Annotated in this window: 16 protein-coding genes and 3 other annotated features; of the genes, 4 read left to right on the plus strand and 12 right to left on the minus strand. The window is 36.2% G+C overall.

Features of this window, described 5'->3' with window-relative positions; translation table 11 throughout:
• Window positions 1-45: 45 nt before the first annotated feature.
• A complete protein-coding gene (locus IGJ02_RS14010) occupies window positions 46-768 on the minus strand; it encodes a gamma-glutamyl-gamma-aminobutyrate hydrolase family protein (protein WP_010762552.1) in 723 nt (240 codons plus the stop codon).
• 254 nt (window positions 769-1022) lie between these two features.
• Window positions 1023-1252: a binding site (T-box leader), on the plus strand.
• Window positions 1253-1329: 77 nt separating this feature from the next.
• Window positions 1330-1574, plus strand: a binding site (T-box leader).
• Window positions 1575-1640: 66 nt separating this feature from the next.
• On the opposite strand from IGJ02_RS14010, the gene IGJ02_RS14015 reads away from it, so the two are divergent.
• The 3 genes from IGJ02_RS14015 (at window position 1641) to IGJ02_RS14025 (ending at window position 3871) form a co-directional block, all read left to right on the plus strand.
• Window positions 1641-2282 carry an amino acid ABC transporter permease gene (locus IGJ02_RS14015; RefSeq protein WP_010762551.1) on the plus strand — a complete coding sequence of 214 codons (642 nt, stop codon included), beginning with the start codon at window positions 1641-1643 and terminating at the stop codon, window positions 2280-2282.
• A gap of 120 nt (window positions 2283-2402) precedes the next feature.
• On the plus strand, window positions 2403-3038 hold the full coding sequence (locus IGJ02_RS14020) for an amino acid ABC transporter ATP-binding protein (RefSeq protein ID WP_430602434.1): 636 nt from the start codon (window positions 2403-2405) through the stop codon (window positions 3036-3038).
• Between the two features lie 14 nt (window positions 3039-3052).
• Entirely contained in the window at window positions 3053-3871 is an 819-nt protein-coding gene (locus IGJ02_RS14025; protein WP_430602435.1) for an amino acid ABC transporter substrate-binding protein, read from the plus strand.
• Between the two features lie 274 nt (window positions 3872-4145).
• Here the strand turns inward: IGJ02_RS14025 and wrbA are convergent, their stop codons facing one another.
• The 11 genes from wrbA to IGJ02_RS14080 all read right to left on the minus strand — a co-directional run bounded on the left by wrbA (window position 4146) and on the right by IGJ02_RS14080 (window position 19793).
• Window positions 4146-4751 carry an NAD(P)H:quinone oxidoreductase type IV gene (gene wrbA, locus IGJ02_RS14030; protein WP_010762548.1) on the minus strand — a complete coding sequence of 202 codons (606 nt, stop codon included), beginning with the start codon at window positions 4749-4751 and terminating at the stop codon, window positions 4146-4148.
• Window positions 4752-4924: 173 nt separating this feature from the next.
• Window positions 4925-5233 (minus strand): rhodanese-like domain-containing protein, encoded by a 309-nt coding sequence (locus IGJ02_RS14035; RefSeq protein ID WP_010762547.1) that lies wholly within the window; start codon window positions 5231-5233, stop codon window positions 4925-4927.
• A 320-nt stretch (window positions 5234-5553) separates the two neighbouring features.
• Entirely contained in the window at window positions 5554-7020 is a 1467-nt protein-coding gene (locus IGJ02_RS14040) for a glycoside hydrolase family 1 protein (RefSeq protein WP_430602436.1), read from the minus strand.
• Window positions 7021-7390: 370 nt separating this feature from the next.
• Window positions 7391-7714 carry a hypothetical protein gene (locus tag IGJ02_RS14045; RefSeq protein ID WP_430602437.1) on the minus strand — a complete coding sequence of 108 codons (324 nt, stop codon included), beginning with the start codon at window positions 7712-7714 and terminating at the stop codon, window positions 7391-7393.
• Between the two features lie 23 nt (window positions 7715-7737).
• Window positions 7738-8394 (minus strand): hypothetical protein, encoded by a 657-nt coding sequence (locus tag IGJ02_RS14050; RefSeq protein ID WP_430602438.1) that lies wholly within the window; start codon window positions 8392-8394, stop codon window positions 7738-7740.
• A 63-nt stretch (window positions 8395-8457) separates the two neighbouring features.
• Window positions 8458-8997: a hypothetical protein gene (locus IGJ02_RS14055; protein ID WP_010762543.1), complete on the minus strand. Its 540-nt coding sequence runs from the start codon at window positions 8995-8997 to the stop codon at window positions 8458-8460.
• A 10-nt stretch (window positions 8998-9007) separates the two neighbouring features.
• Complete coding sequence (locus tag IGJ02_RS14060) at window positions 9008-11644, minus strand: fibronectin type III domain-containing protein (RefSeq protein WP_430602439.1); 2637 nt, start codon at window positions 11642-11644, stop codon at window positions 9008-9010.
• Window positions 11645-12071: 427 nt separating this feature from the next.
• On the minus strand, window positions 12072-13673 hold the full coding sequence (gene abc-f / locus IGJ02_RS14065; RefSeq protein WP_430602441.1) for a ribosomal protection-like ABC-F family protein: 1602 nt from the start codon (window positions 13671-13673) through the stop codon (window positions 12072-12074).
• Window positions 13674-14110: 437 nt separating this feature from the next.
• Window positions 14111-14512, minus strand: a complete 402-nt coding sequence (gene fosX / locus IGJ02_RS14070; RefSeq protein WP_010762539.1) for a FosX/FosE/FosI family fosfomycin resistance hydrolase — start codon at window positions 14510-14512, stop codon at window positions 14111-14113.
• Window positions 14513-14585: 73 nt separating this feature from the next.
• The gene (gene leuS / locus IGJ02_RS14075; protein ID WP_430602442.1) at window positions 14586-17099 is read right to left on the minus strand and encodes a leucine--tRNA ligase; all 2514 of its coding nucleotides are present in this window, start codon (window positions 17097-17099) and stop codon (window positions 14586-14588) included.
• A 264-nt stretch (window positions 17100-17363) separates the two neighbouring features.
• Window positions 17364-17645 (minus strand) — a binding site (T-box leader).
• A gap of 51 nt (window positions 17646-17696) precedes the next feature.
• Entirely contained in the window at window positions 17697-19793 is a 2097-nt protein-coding gene (locus IGJ02_RS14080; protein WP_430602444.1) for a LysM peptidoglycan-binding domain-containing protein, read from the minus strand.
• 298 nt (window positions 19794-20091) lie between these two features.
• On the opposite strand from IGJ02_RS14080, the gene IGJ02_RS14085 reads away from it, so the two are divergent.
• Entirely contained in the window at window positions 20092-20748 is a 657-nt protein-coding gene (locus IGJ02_RS14085; RefSeq protein WP_010762535.1) for a DUF1700 domain-containing protein, read from the plus strand.
• Window position 20749 lies beyond the last annotated feature (1 nt).

Here is a 20749-nt window from a genome sequence, read left to right on the forward strand (position 1 = left end):
CTTAAAGCTAAACAGAACAATTCGTTCCTGAGCAATCTAGAAAATCTATAATTCTTCCACGACATAACGAAAAACGGCCATTTCTTGTTCTACATGATCATAAGCAAAATCAGGATGCCACTGCACTCCTAAAAATGCTAAACTTGAATCATCACTTTCCACACCTTCAATGATGCCATCTTCGCTAAGCGCTGTAACCCTTAGTTTTTCTGCTAATTTTTTCACCGCTTGAAAATGAAACGAGTTAACCGTTGTTTTTTCACCATAGATTTCACGTAAAATACTCGTATCTTCTGTGCGAATCTGATGGGTAGGAATTTCTCTGGATATTGGTACTTGCATATGAGCAATCTTCGTATCATTCAAATGACTGATATCTTGATATAAACTACCACCAAGTGCCACATTAACCAGTTGCAACCCACGACAAACGGCAAAAATAGGTTTCTTTTGTATAATTGCTTCTTCAATCAAAGCCAACTCAAATCGATCTCTTTCTTCAAATAAAGATGCTTCTTCAACTTGAATTGATTCACCATACAACGCTGGTGAAACATTCTGTCCACCAGCCAAAATCAACTTATCGATCTGATTAATATACTCTTTAGCCAAATCAGGAGCCCCAACCGGCAAAATCATAGGTAAGCCGCCCACGTTTTGAACTGCTTTAACATAACCACAAGGAGTGTAACTGATTGGTAGGTGATACAATCGCCCTCCTGCATCTTCAATTTCATTTGCTGCAATCCCAATAATAGGACGTCTCAAACGACACCACTCCTTTTTACTTTCCGACAATAATTGTACATAGTTTATCAGATATATATATGAAAGGATAGTATAAATAGAAAAGGTGCGATAGTTTTTCGCTATCGCTGTTTACTTACTTTTTAATAGGAAACAACTATTTCTATTTTACCCCAACTTTCCTTGATTGGTTACTTTTATGCTTAAACTATCTTATTTTCTGAATTTTCTAAACAAAGAATTGTTGACAAGTGGAAAAACTGGTGGTAAAGTTATAAAAAACAAAGAACAGAAGAGTACCTTTATTTTTTATTGAAGAGAGTCTTTGGCTGGTGTAAAAAGACAAAAAGATAAAGCGAACCACATCTGGGAGTTAACTTTTTGAACAGATTAGTAGGAAAGTTCGGGCATGCCCGTTATAGCATTAGAAGTCTATGACTTCATGAGGTTATCGTTGTGAAGCGATAATAAAAAAAGGTGGAACCACGAATTTTACGTCCTTTGGCTTAATTGCCAAAGGACTTTTTGTTTACTCATAAATTTAGGCATTAACCTTAATACAAAATAAAATGATCAACTAAACCAAAACGTATAAACAGAACAAGTAATCACAGACCATTTCCTGACAGAGACTTTTTTATTGGCTGAGAAAAAAAGCTGGAAACCTTTGATGAACACATCTGTTTCAGTCATCTTCTGAATCAAGTAAGAAGATGCGGCATTCTCCGTTATCAGAAAAGAATCTTTAGCTTACAAAAGATTCTATGAGGTTAATACTGTGAGGTATTAGCAAATTGAGGTGGAACCACGATTCTTTCGTCCTCTTGGCAAATCAGCCAAGAGGACTTTTTATTTATTCTTAGAAAAAAATTGGAAAAAATGGAGGAAAAATTATGAACTACGTTTTAGAAATCATGCCGGCTTTACTGGACGGCGCACTCATGACATTGAAAGTATTTATTTTTACACTACTAGGCTCGATTCCGCTAGGGATTTTAGTTGCCTTTGCCTTGCAGACAAATTTTAAACCCTTGAATTTTTTGATCAATATTTATATTTGGTTAATGCGAGGAACGCCTTTATTATTGCAACTTATTTTTGTTTTTTACGGATTACCATTAATCGGGATCGTCTTCGAGCGATATGATGCAGCCTTGTTCGCTTTTATTTTAAATTATGCAGCTTATTTTGCAGAAATTTTTCGCGGCGGGATTCAATCGATTCCAGAAGGGCAATATGAAGCGGCTAAAGTTTTACGCTTAACACGATTTCAAACAGTCTCAAGGATTATTTTACCTCAAGTAATCAAAGTTGTATTACCTTCTATTGGTAATGAAGTGATTAATTTGGTTAAGGATACTTCATTGATTTATGTACTTGGTTTAGGCGATTTATTACGCGCTGGGAAAATTGCGATGAGTCGTGATGTTAGTTTATTACCATTGGTTTTAGTTGGTATTATTTATCTGCTATTAACGGCCGTGTTGACTTTAGCTTCAAAAAAATTGGAAAAACACTATCAATATTACAAATAAAAAGAACGTTACTTCCATTCATTAGTGAATTATCATTACCGTATATTATTTGGCTTTGCGGCCTATTTTCCTATCAGAGCTAAACGAGCCCGCTACGCCTTTAAATTTAGGAGGAAAATCATGTTACGAATAAAAAATTTAACTAAAAGTTTCGATGGTCGTCGTATCATCGATCAATTGAATTTAGAAATCAAAAATGGAGAAATATTGACAATTGTCGGACCTTCTGGCGGTGGAAAGACAACTTTATTACGTTGTTTAGCTGGTCTAGAAACAATCGATTCTGGTGAACTGACGATGGATGGTGTGCCTTTTAATCCTGTTGAAATGGATAATGCAGATCAAGTTGTTGGAATCGTGTTTCAAGATTTCCAATTATTCCCTCACCTTTCAGTTTTAGACAATATAACACTAGCACCGATTCTTTCATTGAAACAATCAAAAGAAGAAAGTGAATCTGAAGCAATTGATTTACTGACAAAATTCGGTCTCAGTGGTAAAGAGCGCTTGTATCCTTATCAATTATCTGGGGGTCAAAAGCAACGAGTTGCTCTCGCACGTGCTCTTTCTATGAAACCTAGAGTATTAGGTTATGACGAACCAACTAGTGCGCTTGATCCTGAACTTCGCCAACAAGTCGAAGAAGTGATTTTAACCCTAAAAGCTCAAGGCATGACTCAAATCGTCGTCACTCATGATATGAATTTTGCTGAAAATATTGCCGATAACTTGCTAACAGTAAAACCTGTTCAGTAGAAAGGACACTTTATATGAAGAAAAAAAACTATCTAATTCTTACCATAACTGCATTAATTGCTGTCCTATCTATAGCCGCTTGCGGTAGAAAAAAAACAGACATCGATCAATGGTCCCGAATCAATTCTGAAAAACGTATCATTGTTGGTCTTGATGATTCCTTTGTCCCTATGGGCTTTCAAAATAAATCTGGGGAGATCATCGGGTTTGATGTTGATCTAGCTCGAGCAGTGTTTGATTTGTATGGAATCAGCGTGGACTTTCAACCAATTGATTGGTCGATGAAAGAAAATGAGTTACAGAATCAAACCATCGATTTGATTTGGAATGGTTACTCTAAAAGTGCTGAACGGGAAGAAAAAGTTCTTTTCAGCGATGAATATATGAAAAATGAACAAGTCGTTGTGTCCTTGAAGAAAAATAATATCACTAGTTTCACTGATATGAAAGGAAAAATCCTCGGTGCTCAAAATGGATCTTCTGGCTACAACAGCTTTGAACAGCAACCTGAAATCTTGAAAAATTTTGTTAAAGATCAGACCGCTATTTTATATGATGGTTTCAATGAAGCTTTTATGGATTTAAAATCAGGACGAATCGATGGCTTATTGATTGATCGTGTTTACGCGAATTATTATCTTTCTCACGAGGATAATTTGGCTGACTATTCAATTATTAGCGGAGACTTTGAAAGCGAGGCTTTTGCGGTTGGCTTACGTAAATCTGATAAAAAACTGGCTGAAAAAATCAACAACGGCTTTGAGCAGTTAAGAAAATCTGGAAAACTGGCTGAAATTTCTAAGGAATGGTTTGGAGAAGATGTGACGAAATAAACCTATTTCTTTATGATGAATTATCTCTTATTTTGCTTATCTCCCTGCTATACCCATGTATCTATCCAATTCTTGTCGAGATTCCATTTCCCTTTTTTAGTATTGGTTCACTACCAAATATAAGAAATAGAATCATATTAGGTGGTATAAACAATAAAAACCCCCAAGAGAAACCACTTCTCTTGGGGGTTAACATTTATCTGTGAGTTGCTTATACCGCTTTTTAGTAAACCTATTAAAAAGTACTGTATTTTTTAGAATTATTCTTTTTTTATTAACCTAGATATTTACTAGTCACATCAACCAAACGTTTTGTTTGATCTTGAATAGCTGCTTTTACTTCATCCGCTTTTAACATATTTCCTTCTCCATCGATTGAAGCACTTGTTCCATAAGGATTACCGCCAGCTGCGAAAGTTGATGGATTTACGTAGCCTGCAGGGACTATGATTGCGCCCCAGTGTTGCATTACTGTGTAAATACCTTGGATTACTTGCTCTTGTCCACCATTTGGATTTTGTGCAGAAGAGAATGCTGTGACAAATTTATTCGCTAATTTTCCTTGTGCCCAAAGTCCACCTTGTAAATCAAAGAATTGTTTTAATTGGCTAGCCATTACACCAAAGCGTGAAGGTGAAGAGAAGATGTAGGCATCTGCCCATAATAAATCGTCACTTGTCACTTCTGGGATTTCTTTACTTGCTTCAACGTTTTTACGCCAAGCTGGATTTGAATCGATTGCCACATCTGGTGCTAACTCATGAACTTTTCTCAAACGAACTTCTGCACCATTTGCTTCCGCTGCTTCTTTGGCCCATTTTACCATTTGTGTACCTGTTCCTGTTGAACTGTAATAAGCAATTAATAATTTTGTTGTCATGATTTTTTCCTCCAATAACTGTTGTTTTCTTATCTACATTTATATACTAACAAAAAGTAAGTGAATTTACAAGAGTTTTCACTTATTAAAAGTAAGTTTATTTTCAAACTTTACTCTTCCCTCAGTTTTTTCAAAAAAAGTCGTAATGAGTACCAGGCTCATTACGACTTTTTTTAGTAATTATTTTCTTTTCCATCCCAAACTGACATACCTTCTGAAACAGAAACCACATTGTATCCATAATTTTCAAGAAAAGAGCACGCATGCTCAGAACGCACACCATGCTGACAAATAACATAATGCGGTTGTTCATGATCGATCTGAGCCATTGCTTCTGGTAAGGTAGACAAAGGATAATTCTTTGCATTGAGAATGTGCCCTGCCGCAAATTCCTCCACTTCTCGAACATCAATGATCGAAACTGGCTCATTGACGGTTAATTCAATTAATTCTTTTAATTCCTTGATCGATACTCTTTTCATCTTATTACTATTCCCCCTGCGGCTTTTTCAAACATCTGACTACTATTGCTTAATTCCGTAATCAGCAAATTTGCCTCATTAGCAGTATACCACTATTCATAGATTTTACGTCTTTTTTGTGAATTTTATTAAAAAAAAAAGAAAGGCGAACCTAAAGCATTTACCTTATTTCCGAAGTCCTACAACACTTAATCCTTTAGTTCTTAGAAGTTGATGCGATCGGAATGGAGTATAATCTGCTTTTTTTCACCATTTATTCAAATTTAAGAGCGTGAAACAAAACTGATTTTTAGTTTCGTCTCACGCTCGTCCCTTTTTTATTATTCTTGTATACCATTTGCTGCTATTACATTTTTGTACCAATAGAAGGATTGTTTTCTAGATCGGTTCAAGGTGCCATTTCCTTCATCGTCCATGTCGACATAAATAAACCCGTAACGTTTTTTCATTTCTCCTGTTCCAGCGGACACTAAATCAATACAGCCCCAAGGTGTATAACCAATTAAATCAACACCATCTAATTCAATTGCATCTTTCATCGCAGCTACGTGCTTACTGAAATAATCAATGCGGTAATCATCTTGAATCGTACCGTCTGCTTCAATTTTATCAACAGCTCCAAAACCATTTTCTACAACAAATAATGGGACATTGTAGCGGTCATACAATTTACATAAAGAAATACGCAGTCCTAGAGGATCGACAGCCCAACCCCAATCAGATTCTTGTAAATATGGATTTTTGACTGCTGGCATTTGATTACCACCTACATACTTCACTTCATCCGGATTAGACGCAGAAACAGTTGACATATAATAGCTAAAGCCAATATAGTCGACGGTTCCTTCTTTAAGAAGCTCATCATCTCCCACTTCTTTTTTGATCACAACATTTTCTCGTTCAAATTCTTTTATTTTGTGTGCTGGATAATATCCTTTAACTTGAACATCAATATAAAATTCTTGCTCACGATTAAATTTGATTGCTTCCATTACATCTTCCGGATTACAACTCATTGGATAACTTGGTATATACGCTACCATCATTCCTATATTAAAGTCCGGATTGATTTCATGTCCTAATTTAACAGCTTTTGCACTCGCTACAAATAAATGATGTGCTGCTTGGTATTTTTCTTGTGGACCATTTTGATGAATGCCGATTTGCGTCCAGCTACGTAAGAAATTAATTTCATTAAAGGTCATCCAGTATTTGACTTTATCTTTATAGCGCTTAAATAATGTTTCACAGAAAAACAAGAAGTAATCGATCACTTTTCGACTTGACCAGCCGTCTAATTCATCTGCTAAATACATCGGAATATCAAAATGATTGATTGTCACGATCGGTTCAATCCCGTAACTTAACAATTCATCAAAAACTTTATCATAAAATGCCAAACCTTCTTCGTTGATTTCCATCGTTCCTTTTGGACAAATTCTAGACCAAGCAATTGAAAGTCTAAAACATTTAAAGCCCATCTCTGCAAACAAAGCAATATCTTCCTTATAATGATGGTAAAAATCCGTTGCCACATGACTTGGGTAATATTGGTTAGGATCGACATATCCCACTGCACCTTCTGGCAAAGCTTCTCCTCTAGTACACGTTTCAACTTTACCTTCTTTAGTTTTATAGGTGATCATTCTTGGCGTTGTATGGCTACCTCCAGTAATTGCATCTAAAGTGCTTAATTCTTTGCCTCCTGAAAGATAGCCGCCTTCATATTGGTTGGCTGCTGTTGCGCCGCCCCATAAAAAATTTTCTGGAAATATTGATTTACTCATTGGTCATTTCTCCTTACTATAAATTTTTAAGAAACATATTTTAGTCATATAAAAGAACGTATAATCAGTACTGTATATCTCTATTTTTTACTAGAAAATAGAAAAACCATAATAGAATAAACACAACAAATCAATTGTCATCTTTACTATATTATGGTTATGCCTGAAAATTCAGTTACATTCCGTTATATATAATTATAACACAACAGAAAGCGCTGTCAATTCGATTTTTAATCAACCACCCTATAAAAATAGATCCTATTGAAAAAAACTCGATGACGCATTATCTATTTTGATCATGCAAAAACCGAATAATGCGTTTTCTACATTATCCGGTTTCCCATTAAGTATAGTTTGGAATCCAACAGCTCTATCCCAAACGTTTATGTCTATGTGCTTTCCATCGATTAAGCAATAAATAAATCAACAACAGCAATAAACCTATGGGCGTTAGCTGTTCGATGATACTGCCAGTATTAGGAAATTTCGTTAGTTCTATATGTGTTTGTTTTGGTTGGGCTAATTTTGTATCTGTTTTTGATTCTGGTTCCTTTGATGGCTGTGTGTGCCTTTCATTTCCACCGATTTGCCCATGGATCTCTACATCAGTAGTAGCATAAGCAAAATCTTGAAACAAGATACCACAGCCCGCCAAAAGAATGAATATAATGATGTGACAACTAAATCGCTTCATTGTATATCACAACCTTTGTTTGATTATGGCGTTACACCAATTGTTGTACCGTCTTTTTGGATCGATGTGAATTTCAATGTTAATGTGTAGTTTTCTTTTGCTGCATTTTCATTGACGTCAATTGGCAAGTTAGCGGTTGTTGTCCCAGTATAATTAAATTTTGCAGAATTTGCATATGCTGAAGCAGCGTCACTAGCGATATTTAAACGCCCATCCTTATTAGCTAAACGCATCCAAACTGGCGCACTTGTCAAATCAACTAAAGCATTGTTTTCAACCAACTTAGTCGCAGTAGGAGTCGCAACTAAACCACTCCCCTTTGCATTGATTGTTAACGTATCGACATACTTAGGTGTTCCCTCCATTTTATTCAATGTAACAGCAACACCACGACCTGAATTATTCACGATACTATAATCAGCAGACTGAATATTCTTGTGTGCACTTGCAGTCGTTGTATGAAATGCTGTCGCTGTATCGACCGTAACGTTGATCCATTCATCAGAACCTTCTGGAATAGTCGCATCTGGATCAGTATTGTCTAGTTTACCAATTGTTCCGTTGATGATAACATCAGCTGAATTTTCTCCATCGATGGTTTCTGCTGAAGCTAGTTGTGTTAGTCCTGATACGCTTAGACCTAGCATCATTGCAGCAAGTAAAAAGTTAGTTTTTTTCATATTGTTTCTCCTTCTATGTGTAAGATGATTTATTTTTAACAGAAAATCTGTTAAATAACGAGATTAGTTGTTGATGCGAATTGTAATTCCAGCTTGAACTTGTCCACGTTTCTTGTTTGTTTTTGAATCATAAATATCAAATGTGGCGGTTGCTGGATGATCTCCTTGAGCAAGTTTTTTTTCTAGTTTTGCTCCATTTATTTCATAACCTGGTTGAATTGCACCAGAGGAATAAACCTGTTCATTATTGCTGTCTAAACGAATCACCACATTGATCGGATAACCGTTTTCGACTGGATTTTGAATGTACAAGCTACCTTCACTGTCACTAGTTTCAAACACAGCCTCTGATTTAATGACCATATTGAATTTACTTTCGTCCACAGCTTTTTGTTCAGCTGCTTTAACTTCTTTGTCACTCATTTTTTTAGCACCTTTAGTATCTGGCAAATACTCTCCCGAAACGACTTGAACAGGTTCTGTTTTAGTTGAAAAATAATAATATAACCCGCCTACTGATACAGCTAACAAGAATAACAGCAATAAAATCAGCAGTCGTTTCTTTTTCTTCTTCTCTTCGTTTGTTTGATTTGTCTTATCCATAGAATTCCTCTCATTCTTCATTTTTTTCAACTTTAAAAGTCACTTTGTAGTCTGGAAATACTGCTTGTTTCGTTGGATTAAAGTACTTGCCTTGCAAGCTCAATTTTTTTTCTTCATTCACGTTTAAAACGCCAATCGATAAAGGATTCTTAGATAATTCACTCGTTAAAAAAAGTGGTGCTTCCTGCTTGTTGTTTACTAGCATTTGCAGCGCTAGTTCATCTTTGCCTGGATTTCCAGAAAGACTATCTAATAGCAACAGTTGATTAGCTGCTGTATTTTCTTTTGTTAGATTGGTTATGGATATTTTTGTTGGTGTATTCCCTTTGTTTATAACAGGATATTCAGCTGAAGATACATTGCCTTCATTTAAGGTTCCTAAATCTTTATTTTGGGTTTGAAAAGCCATTTCGATAGGAACTTCAACGTTGATTATCTCTGTCACTGTTTGAAATTCAGTTAAAGGGTTCATCGCCAAAACAACTTCTTCTCCATAAACTCCTGCAACTCTAGCACGAACATAATAAGTGACCTCGCCTTCGAGTCCTTTTAATTTCGTACTAAATTTTTGATTCTTATTGCCAGAAAGATCAGCGACTTGAGCTTTTGTTTCATTTTCTGGAAAGTCCTTATTTTTACTATACTCTATTGTGACTTTTCGATACATACCGCCAAAATAAGCCTGTTGATCAGGTATTGCTGCTGCTTCTCCATTTGAATAATCAGTCCACTTCCCTGTATCACTAGCTAGCTCACCATTGATTATTGCGGTAGTGTTTGTGACGTTCGCTGTAAGGGTACTTAGTTGTGGCTTGGTAGCAAATAGTTCAGTATCAGAAAATTCACTTTCCCCTGCTCGGTTAACAACAATCATTTGAACCCAATAAACGGTGTTTGGATTTAAGCCATCTACGGTGACATTATAATATGAATTAAGCGCTGTGTTTTCTTGATCATCAAACGATCTTAACGTAACGATTTGCCTTGCATTTCTTAGATCATTTGCCTCTTCTTCAGCAGAAAAAATAAAGAATTTTACTTCTGTTGCTTGACTTCCATTATTCACCGAGCTTCCATGTAATGAAATTGATGTATCGGATGCATCATATGCAAATAGCCCTAATTGATCTGGAACATCAACAAACTCGCTAAACACCATTTTCTGTGCATTTTTTAAAGCAAGTATTTCTGATGCACTAAATGGATTACTCGAACCTTGTATATTTGTAAAGTTCGTTCCTTGAACACTCAAATCTGAAGCTTTTTTAAATATTTCTTGTGTCGGTGTACTGCTTGTTTTACTTGAAAAGGTTTCTATTTTTTGTAAAAAGTTACTTGTAAAAGATAAATTCTTTACACCATTTGCCCCATTTAGCCCCAAAGTTCCCAGACTCGTTCCTGCAAGCGACACTTTTTTTGCTTTGTTCATGTTAAGTGCAAATGTACTAGACGAAGCAGTTGAAAAGATAGTGCCACTAACAACATCTAGTGAGACATCTGCATTTTCAGCGACTGTCATTCCACCTTTAGCCGTATAGAGATTGATTGGTGAAGGGAGTTTAAAATCGACTTGAGCATTTTCTTGGAAATCAAATGTTACTGGTTGTGTTTGAGCCGATGCAAAAAATTGATTTCTTGCACCTCCTGTAGCAAGTGTCACCTTGTCCAAATTGAAAACAGCATTTTTTTCAACGATATAATTTGGCGACAACGTGCCATACGTCATATTACTGTTTGTTTGGATATCAAGTTGTGCATTTTCTCTAACTATGATTTGGGATTTACCTGCATAAGGATTAGCTGAAGAGTTACTAGTTGACCAAATAAATGCACTTGTTTGATTGGAAGAATGTTTGATCGAAGTATGACCGCTTTGAATTTCTACGTAATTGATTTCTGCCCATTCTTGGGAATATGTACTTGTTCCTCTTTGGTCGATCGTATTTTGCCCTCGCATAATGACCGATCCGTTTATGTTATAGATCATTTGACCATTTGTTGAATAATAATCGACACCATCAAAGATAAATGTCATATTAGCCGCGGCTCCACCAGATAAAAAGCCATAATACCCCACTGCGCCTGAACCATCAAGATTTCCAAACTGTGTATTACGAATCTCAATTACGGCATTTGCTTGATTTGCATAAAAACCACTAGTAGCTGAAGCCCCTTTATTATATGTAATAATATGATTTGCCCCATCGATAATCACACCATCTTTAAGCTGATAACCAGTGGAGCCTAAGTCGATATTATTGGTTAAACGAAATTTCAGCTTCTGACTATCCTTTAAATATTCAGTCAAAGTAGCAGCTGAATCAACTAACCAGAAGCCATCTGCATCTTGTGTAGCAACTGCTTTCACCATATTTTTACTGTTTATTTCAGAATTATCGTCATTTATATCATTACTATCCGTTATTTTTTCATTTTCTATAACTTCTTCCATTGTTGATTCCTGACTAGATAAAGAATCACTGACTGGCATTTCTGACGAATCTGACGTTACATCCTCTTCAATCACTTCAGTTGTTGACGATGTCTCTATAGCAGGTTTTTCAATTTCTATGGCGTAGGACCAATCAATCGGAAAAATTATTACTATAATAAAACAGGTAAATATCAAGTGTATATTTTTTTTCATGACAGTCCTCCCTTACTATTTTATATAAAACACAACAATAATATACATTACTTATAACATTGTATTGCAATTCTATATAAATATCAATTTAATATTTATATTTTTAAAATATTATATATTTATTCCACAGTTTATAACTTTTCCTTTCAAACTATATTTATATTACATCGCTGTTTCAAGTACTTTTGTTTAATACTTCACAATTATTAAGTTTTTTCAAAGCTCTTAACTTTTTCTTTAGACATCTATGCTAAAAAGAAAAGACTGAATAAAAGGTGGGAGCAGAAGTAACTCCTTGAGAAATATGCTGAAATTATTGTAAAACACAGTAAATATAGTAAACTGCTGTTGCACAATACTTACTTGGTTCTCGGAGTTAAACTCTTCTGTCCCAACCTTTAGCCTACTCTTCCATATTTTTCTTTATCTATTTAGAAGCAAGTACATCTAAGTATGTCCCCGTTTCTTTTCTGATTTTCTGTTGGTCGACAATTAAAAACGAATCAAACATTTTTTGTAGAAAGAAGCGATCATGTGAAACTACTAGCATTGTTCCTTTAAACTCTTCCAGTATTTCTTCTATCTCTTCTCTCGTCTCAATGTCTAAATGGTTCGTTGGTTCATCTAATACTAAAAAATTGACCTCATTATGCATCAATTTGGCTAATTCTAAACGAATTTTTTCACCGCCACTTAAAAATCGTACCTGTTTCATCACATCCTCACTATAAAAGGAGTACTTAGCAAGTGCGCGACGGCTTTCTTGTTCTGTTAAAGAACAACCTTCACTGAAGGATTGCAGCACTGTTTGTTTAGGATTTTCATATTGAATAACTTGAGGCAAATAGCCTACCTGAAGGTTTGTTCCTTGCTTGATTTCGCCGCTATCGAAGGGTTCTAATGCTAGTGCAAGTTTTAGCAAGGTGCTTTTGCCTACACCATTTTCCCCTATAATCGCCGAATGGTCTTTCCAAAATAGTGAAAACTCAACCTTATCAAACACTATTCGATCAGCGTAGCTTTTGCTGACTTCCTTAAATTGAAGAACTTCTTTACCTGAACGATTTACATCTTTAAATTTTTTACCTATTTTGTCTGTTTCATCTTTAGGTTTTGGGATTTTTTGAATTTTTTCTAACCTTTTTTCAAGTTGCTTGGCTTTTTTGAAGAATTTTTCATTATCGCCTTCGTGTCCCCACTGTCGAAAGCGACGTATGGCCAGCTTTATTTTCTGAATTTCCTTTTGCTGCTCGGCAAAATCTTTTCTAAGCTTCTCAAGTTGCTCTTCTTTTTGTCGTTTATAAGCTGTGTAATTCCCTTTGTATTCCAGTAATCTGCCATCTTCTAGTTCTACAATTTTTTCAGCTGTATGATCTAAAAATAATCGATCATGAGAAACAATCAAATAAGCCGTTTTCTCATGAGCCAAATAGCCTTCCAGCCAGGTAATTCTTTTGGCATCCAAGTGATTCGTTGGTTCGTCTAACAGTACAAGATCATTTTCCTGTAATAGAATTCTTGCCAATGAAACAATCGTTTGCTCCCCACCGCTTAATTCCGAAAGTTTTTTTGGTAACAAATAATTGATCATTAGACCATTAGCAATCATCTCCAATTTATTTTCCATCTCGTAACCGCCAGCTTGTTGAAATTCTTCTTGTTTTTGACCGTAATGTGCTAGTATTTTTTCTACGTCACATTCTGTAGTCGCCATTTGCTCTTCCAAATGTGTTAATTGCTTTTGAATCGTATTTAGTAATGTGAACGTTTCTAGCAAGTAGTCTTTGACTTTCTGTTCGCAAACATCTGGCATTTGAGCTAAATAGCCAATACGTGCGTTTTTCTTGCAACTGACTGTTCCTGAATCAACGTTTTCGATTCCTGTGATGATTTTTAAAATTGTTGATTTTCCCGAGCCATTTGTACCAACCAATCCGATTTTTTCACCCTTGTTTAATTGTAAATTCAATTCTTCAAACAGTGGTTCCGTTCCATAATTTTTAGTTATTTTTTGTAATTGTACTAACATTTCTTCCTCTTTCTGCCATTCAGACAGATCAACGACAATAAACGTTATCGTCTTTTATACTAAATTTTAGCGTACACAAAAAAGCTGAACAAAATTCTCCGTTCAACCTTCATTATTTACTGTTAGCGAGAGATTCTCCACTACACTTCTGTTTAAAATGAGCGAAAAAATCACTATACTTCTGTTATTTTATGACTGATTCGTTTCAAGTAAATAAGTCTGAATGGTCTGTTTTATTTAATTTTTTATCCCTTTTTAGACACACTTGTCCCTTGAGATAAAAAAATGGAAATAATAACATGACAAAAAGCTAGGTACGCTATTATATATGAAAAACCTGTTGTTATTTTTGGCATGTTGACCATTGTACTTATTCACCACCTTCGTCATTTCTTAAGTATATTGTAGCATGATGCTGTTATTTGTGCAAAATGTGTTTATTTAGCCCCTTGTCGATAACGTTTTAATCGTTCTTCCAGAGTTCCTGTGTGCAGTTCGAATAAGTGATTATCAAAATCGTAGAAATAAATAGAGCTTGCTTCGCCTTCAATTCGTGAACGGCCAGCTTTTATTTCTAATCCGAGAGTGTTGATTTTCGCTAAGTAATTGTCATACTCACTTTCTTCTATCTTAAATGCAATGTGATCATATGTCCTTGTTGGTAAAGAATCCCCTTGCATAATCGCTATCCAAAGATTATCGATCAAGAAAAATTTTTCTTGCGCTACAGAAAACATCGCTGTTCCACTTGAATAAATCTCTTTTGCAGAAAATATTGTTTCAAAAAAAAGGGTAGCTTTTTCTAAATCTCGAACGATAAATGTCATATGACTGATCATTTTTCCCCTCACATTCCTATTTATAGTGAAACAGAGATACTGATTTTATTCAGCACCTCTGTTTCTAATAGATTTAATTCGCTACAATATTCACCAATTTATCTGGAACAACAATGACTTTACGTACTGTTTTCCCTTCAATAAACGATTGGATTTCTTCTGCTGCTAATGCTTTCTCTTCTAACTCTTCCTTACTCAACCCTCGAGCGATATTTAATTTTGTACGAACTTTTCCGTTAACTTGGAAAACGACTTCGACCTCATCTTCGATCAATGCAGCTTCATCATATGTTGGCCAAGGTGCATTCGTCAAGCTCTCTTCATTTCCAAGGATTGCCCATAGCTCTTCACCGATATGTGGTGCGATTGGCGCTAGTAATTGAACAAAGCCTTCAATGTATTCATACGGTAAAACATCCACTTTATTCGCTTCATTTACAAAGACCATCAATTGAGAAATTGCAGTATTGAAATGGAGATTTTCCATATCTTCTGTCACTTTTTTCACTGTTTGATTATAAACCTTAGTTAGACGTCCGTCGTTGATAGTCGTGATGCGGTCACGCATTTTATTATTTTCATCTACAATCAAACGCCATACACGATCCAAGAATTTACGGCTGCCTTCAAGCCCATTTTCACTCCAAGCAATCGATGCGTCAAGGGGACCCATGAACATTTCATACATTCTCAGGGTATCCGCACCATATTTTTCGACAACATCATCAGGATTTACAACATTTTTCAATGACTTACTCATTTTAGCTGGTGCTTCTTCTAGCTCTTCACCTGTTTCACTATTCACCCAAACGCCATCACGTTTCTCAACCATATTCGTAGGGACTAGTACTCCTCGACTATCACGGAAACTTTGACCTAAGATCATGCCTTGGTTATAGAGTTTTTGATATGGTTCTTTTGTTGGTACAACACCAATATCATATAAGAATTTATGCCAGAAACGTGCATATAACAAGTGAAGTACGGCATGTTCCGCTCCACCAATATAAATATCTACTGGCAACCAGCGTTCTAGTTTTTCATAATTAGCAATTTCATTTTTGTTATGTGGATCGATATAACGTAAATGATACCATGAGCTTCCCGCCCATTGCGGCATCGTGTTGGTTTCGCGTTTGCCTTTTTTACCTGTTTCAGGATCGACTACATTGATCCACTCAGTAATATTCGCAAGTGGTGATTCTCCTGTTCCACTTGGTTTGATATCATCTGTTTTTGGCAATCTTAAAGGTAATTCAGATTCTGGAACAGTTGTTGTTGTCCCATCTTCCCAATGGATTACAGGAATTGGCTCACCCCAGTATCGTTGACGAGAAAACAACCAATCACGTAAGCGATAGCTAACTTCTTTTTTCCCTACTTTATTTTCTTCTAGCCATTCATTTATTTTAGCTATTGCTTCTTCTTTATTCATACCATCTAAAAACTCAGAATTGATGTGTGCTCCATCGCCTGTGAATGGTGCTTCTTCGATATTCCCTCCTGCTAATACTGGAATGATATCGATATTGAATGCTTTTGCGAATTCATAATCACGCTCATCATGAGCAGGAACAGCCATAATTGCGCCAGTTCCATAAGAGGCTAAAACATAATCTGCGATCCAGATTGGAATTTCAGCCCCATTAACTGGATTGATTGCATAAGCACCTGTGAAGACACCAGTTTTTTCTTTAGCTAAATCTGTCCGATTTAAATCAGATTTTTTAGAAGCAGCATCTATATAAGCTTCTACAGCTTCTTTTTGTTCAGGTGTAGTAATTTTTTTCACCAATTCTAATTCAGGTGCTAAAACGGTATAAGTTGCACCAAATAATGTATCTGGACGAGTCGTAAATACTGTAAATTCCTCTTTTGTCCCCGCTACTTTAAACGTGACATTGGCACCTTCAGAACGCCCAATCCAATTGCGCTGCATGTCTTTAATACTTTCTGGCCAATCAACTAAATCTAAATCATCTAATAAGCGATCTGCATACGCTGTGATTTTCAGCATCCATTGACGCATTGGTTTTCTGACAACATCATAACCGCCTCGTTCACTTTTTCCATCGATAACTTCTTCATTTGAAATTACTGTTCCAAGCTCTGGCACCCAGTTGACTGCTACTTCTGCTTCATAAGCCAAACCATGTTCATACAGTTTTGTGAAAATCCATTGGGTCCATTTATAGTAGTCAGGATCTGTCGTATTAATTTCACGATTCCAATCATAACTGAATCCTAATGAATTGATTTGACGTTTAAATGTTTCAATATTTTTTTTCGTAAATTCAGCTGGATCATTACCAGTATCTAGAGCATATTGTTCTGCTGGCAAACCAAAAGCATCCCATCCCATTGGATGTAAAACACTATATCCCTGGCTTCTTTTCATTCGAGACAAAATATCTGTTGCTGTATAACCTTCAGGATGTCCAACATGAAGACCTTGCCCAGATGGATAAGGGAACATATCTAGGGCATAAAATTTTTCTTTACTAACATCATCGTGGGTAGTGAAACTATTATGCTTAGCCCAATATTTTTGCCATTTTTTCTCAATTACTTTATGATCGTAACTCACGTTTGTTTCCTCCTATTTTAAGTAGCATTTTTATTAATAATGTTTGATGACGCTGGTTCTGCATTCTCTTAGAATCGCTTTTCTGAATGTTTACTTGGTATTGATTCACTCGTTTGATACCTTTTTATACCTTGTGTCGTTCTTCATCTGTGCTGGCATAGCCCGTCGCAAATCCTCAATTTTTAGAGCATTAGCTCTTAGAAATTGATTAGATCAAAATGAAGTGTAGTGATGAACAACAAAAAGTCCTACAGGAAAATATTCCTATAGGACGTGTGATCTACAACGTGGTACCACCTAAATTTACTTGTATTATTACAAGCCTCAACGCGCTAACGGTCGTCACCGATCTTACTTAGTAAAGTTTAGAGAATCATCGAATTACTATTCGTCATCCATCTGTATCAGAAAAAGCTCAAAGAGCAATTCTGCACTCATTCAGTAAAATAACTCAAAGGCGAGTTCGAAAGCTTCTGTGCGTATTTTCACCAACCATACGCTCTCTAAAACATGGTTCTTTCTACTATTCCTCTTCACTGTTTAGATATCTGTCATGTGCTATCATACTACCAAATATTTCAGTCAATTTCAATTGTTTTATTTAACTTTCAACTTTTGACCAATATAGATGATATCGCCAGATAAACCGTTCATTTGTTTGATTTTTTGAACGCTTGATCCATATTTTTGAGAAAGTCCCCATAGTGTATCTCCGCTTTTCACAGTATGTGAGCCCGCGGTTTGACTGCCACCTTGATTACCAGTTGAACTAGTAGAACCTGTCGAGCCGCCTTGGCCTTTTTTCACAATCAATTTTTGACCTGGATAAATAATATCTCCACTTAAATTGTTCCATTGACGTAGATTTGCAACGCTTATACCATTTGCATTGGCAATCGCCCATAATGAGTCACCTGATTTTACTGTGTAAGAACTACTGGTTGATCCAGTATTTGAACCACCGGTATTTCCTGTTGAGCCGCCGGTATTACCTCCTGTGTTGCCTCCACCAGTAGTCCCAGATCCTTTTTTCACGATCAGTTTTTGACCTGGATAAATGATATCGCCATTTAGATTATTCCATTGACGTAAATTCGCAATACTTATGCCATTTGCATTGGCTATTGCCCATAGTGAATCACCTGATTTTACTGTGTAATAAGAATTTGTTGTTCCTGCATTACCAGAACCGCCGGTATTTCCTGTTGAGCCGCCAGTATTTCCTCCAGCGCTGCCTCCACCAGTATTGCCAGATCCTTTTTTCACGATTAATTTTTGGCCTGGATAAATGATATCGCCATTTAAATTATTCCATTGACGTAAATTCGCAATACTTATGCCATTTGCATTGGCTATTGCCCATAGCGAATCACCCGATTTTACTATGTAATAAGAATTTGTTGTTCCTGCATTACCAGAACCGCCGGTATTTCCTGTTGAGCCACCAGTATTTCCTCCAGTGTTGCCTCCACCAGTATTGCCAGATCCTTTTTTCACAATCAATTTTTGACCTACATAGATAACATCACCAGAAAGCTTATTCCAATTTTTGATGTTAGCGATCGAGGTGCCATATTTTGCAGATAACGCCCATAAGCTATCGCCAGCTTTTACGGTGTGAATCACATCTTGACCACTTGTTTCGCCTCCTGTGTTCCCACCGTTATTTCCCCCTGTATTACCACCAGTGTTTCCTTCTCCGGTATTACCGCCTGTATTACCGCCTCCAGATGAAGGTGTGTCATATTGAGTTAGATTGTATGTTGTAATAATATTATTCAATTTAGTATTATAACTAGGATCTGTCGCGTAACGACCTGTTAACCAAGCTGTTGCATCTCTGTAAGAGTTTGTATTGCTCTTCCATGCGCCTGAATAATAATATACTCCTGCTTGAAATGAAGTATTTCTTAAAACATAGGCATTGTCCCCAAATGACTCTGAAAAAGATGGGTATTTTCTAAAAGCAGCGTTTACTTGAATCCACTGACCATTAATAACTTCCCACGTCTTCATCGTAACAGATTGCCCTTGATAACTTCCTTTAATTCCAAATAAATTATGGTTTGGAGCTGCTGCTAATGTGCTTTTCCCCCAGTCACTTTCAAGGATTGCTTGAGCCATCATTACAGAAGCATAAAGATCGTTCGCTGCAGCCACAGATTGAGCGTGTCCGGCTATTTCAGCGATAAAGGTACTTGGGCTGACACTTCTAGATTGCGCAGAAAAAGCTGCACGCATCGAAAGGTCTGGAGTTTTTGGTTCTTCCGTTTCAGTGGAGGATGAATCAGTCGCTTCAGTTGATTCTTCTGTAGATTCGGTTAACTCAGTACTTTGTGCTGTTTCTGATGTATTTAATTCTGATGATTCTTGTGTTTCAGACGTTTCTTCGCTTGAAGATGTCTCAGGTGCTGTTGACTGAGTGTCTTGTGTCATCGAATTGTTTGAATCAGTCGTCGTTGTTTGTGTTTGAACGACTTCTGTATGTGTGTTGGTATCTGAGTAACTTACTTGTTCACTTGGAATTTTATCTTCAGACGCTTCAGCAATTTTTGGCGCGACAATAGGTGCAGCAATTGATGAGACAACAATCGCAGAGCTAAGCATAGTGGTTCCTTTTTTTAGCTGATCAGAAGTCATCTTATTCTGTTCAGCTTTTCTCCGCTCTTTTCTTGATATTTTGTACTTCTCCATAATATATCCTCCGAATTTTCTAAAAAAGTATTCTTTGATTTATAGTATACCCTTTTTTAAAGAAAATAGAAATATTTTTCGATTTTTCTTCATTAGTTATTAAAACAAAAATGTAATTTTTTTCTTTCTTTTTGATTTTATCACAATCATCATACCTCATTTTCAACGAGACTAGGTCTCAAGACTGATTACTCTCTTTACCTTAGGCTGATTTTTTAATTAAAGGCTTGTTATTACACCCAAAAAAAATTATAGTTGAGAAGAAGTAACGGATTTGAAAATGAGATGGGGGAACAAGATGAATAAGGAACACTTTTTAATCGAATTAAAGATCTATTTAAAACCTTTAACTGCCCAACAGCAAGTGTTTATCTTGAATAAATATGAGGCAATCTTTGAAGAACGTTTAGCTGTCGGTGAAACCGAAGAGGAGATCGCTAAAAGTTTAGGAAAACCAAGAGGCATCGCCGAAGAAATCTTACAAGAATTTGACATCACTGTCCCTGAAAAAAAACTTGAGCGTGATGGTTGGCAAGAAATTGAGCCTGTTGCAAACAAAGACTATTACTACGAAGAAGTACCTGAGCACCCTTATGAGCAGACTTACCATTCTTACGAACGTCCTCAACACAATGGATTTACACGATTTTGTCAGATTGCTGGTGTTCTTTCTTTTAATTTTCTTTTGATGTTTTGGCTTATTTTTGCATTTGTTATGGTTTTATTTTCTTGTTGGCTAGTGGCGGTTGTTTTCTTACTTTCACCGGTTTTAGGCGGAATTTCAGTCTCTGCTGGCTTTAATGACGGGACGATGTTCCAGTTGTTCCTCAGTATTTTTCTTTCCGGTGCGGGTGTTATTGGCTTGCTGATTCTAACGCCGCTAACAAAATTTTTTGGAAAAGTATTCAAACGTTATTTACAATGGAATATTCGCGTTTTGAGAGGGGAGATTTAGC

It is taken from the genome of Enterococcus sp. DIV0724b, assembly GCF_050531475.1.
Lineage (GTDB): Bacteria > Bacillota > Bacilli > Lactobacillales > Enterococcaceae > Enterococcus_L > Enterococcus_L haemoperoxidus.

Coding starts and splice junctions, on each gene's coding strand:
- fosX (WP_010762539.1), bottom strand. CDS start 14,512: ATGATCAGTCATATGACATTTATCGTTCGAGATTTAGAAAAAGCTACC.
- wrbA (WP_010762548.1), bottom strand. CDS start 4,751: ATGACAACAAAATTATTAATTGCTTATTACAGTTCAACAGGAACAGGT.
- abc-f (WP_430602441.1), bottom strand. CDS start 13,673: ATGTTAGTACAATTACAAAAAATAACTAAAAATTATGGAACGGAACCA.
- IGJ02_RS14050 (WP_430602438.1), bottom strand. CDS start 8,394: ATGAAAAAAACTAACTTTTTACTTGCTGCAATGATGCTAGGTCTAAGC.
- IGJ02_RS14045 (WP_430602437.1), bottom strand. CDS start 7,714: ATGAAGCGATTTAGTTGTCACATCATTATATTCATTCTTTTGGCGGGC.
- IGJ02_RS14040 (WP_430602436.1), bottom strand. CDS start 7,020: ATGAGTAAATCAATATTTCCAGAAAATTTTTTATGGGGCGGCGCAACA.
- IGJ02_RS14060 (WP_430602439.1), bottom strand. CDS start 11,644: ATGAAAAAAAATATACACTTGATATTTACCTGTTTTATTATAGTAATA.
- IGJ02_RS14055 (WP_010762543.1), bottom strand. CDS start 8,997: ATGGATAAGACAAATCAAACAAACGAAGAGAAGAAGAAAAAGAAACGA.
- IGJ02_RS14020 (WP_430602434.1), top strand. CDS start 2,403: ATGTTACGAATAAAAAATTTAACTAAAAGTTTCGATGGTCGTCGTATC.
- IGJ02_RS14085 (WP_010762535.1), top strand. CDS start 20,092: ATGAATAAGGAACACTTTTTAATCGAATTAAAGATCTATTTAAAACCT.
- IGJ02_RS14080 (WP_430602444.1), bottom strand. CDS start 19,793: ATGGAGAAGTACAAAATATCAAGAAAAGAGCGGAGAAAAGCTGAACAG.
- IGJ02_RS14035 (WP_010762547.1), bottom strand. CDS start 5,233: ATGAAAAGAGTATCGATCAAGGAATTAAAAGAATTAATTGAATTAACC.
- IGJ02_RS14015 (WP_010762551.1), top strand. CDS start 1,641: ATGAACTACGTTTTAGAAATCATGCCGGCTTTACTGGACGGCGCACTC.
- IGJ02_RS14025 (WP_430602435.1), top strand. CDS start 3,053: ATGAAGAAAAAAAACTATCTAATTCTTACCATAACTGCATTAATTGCT.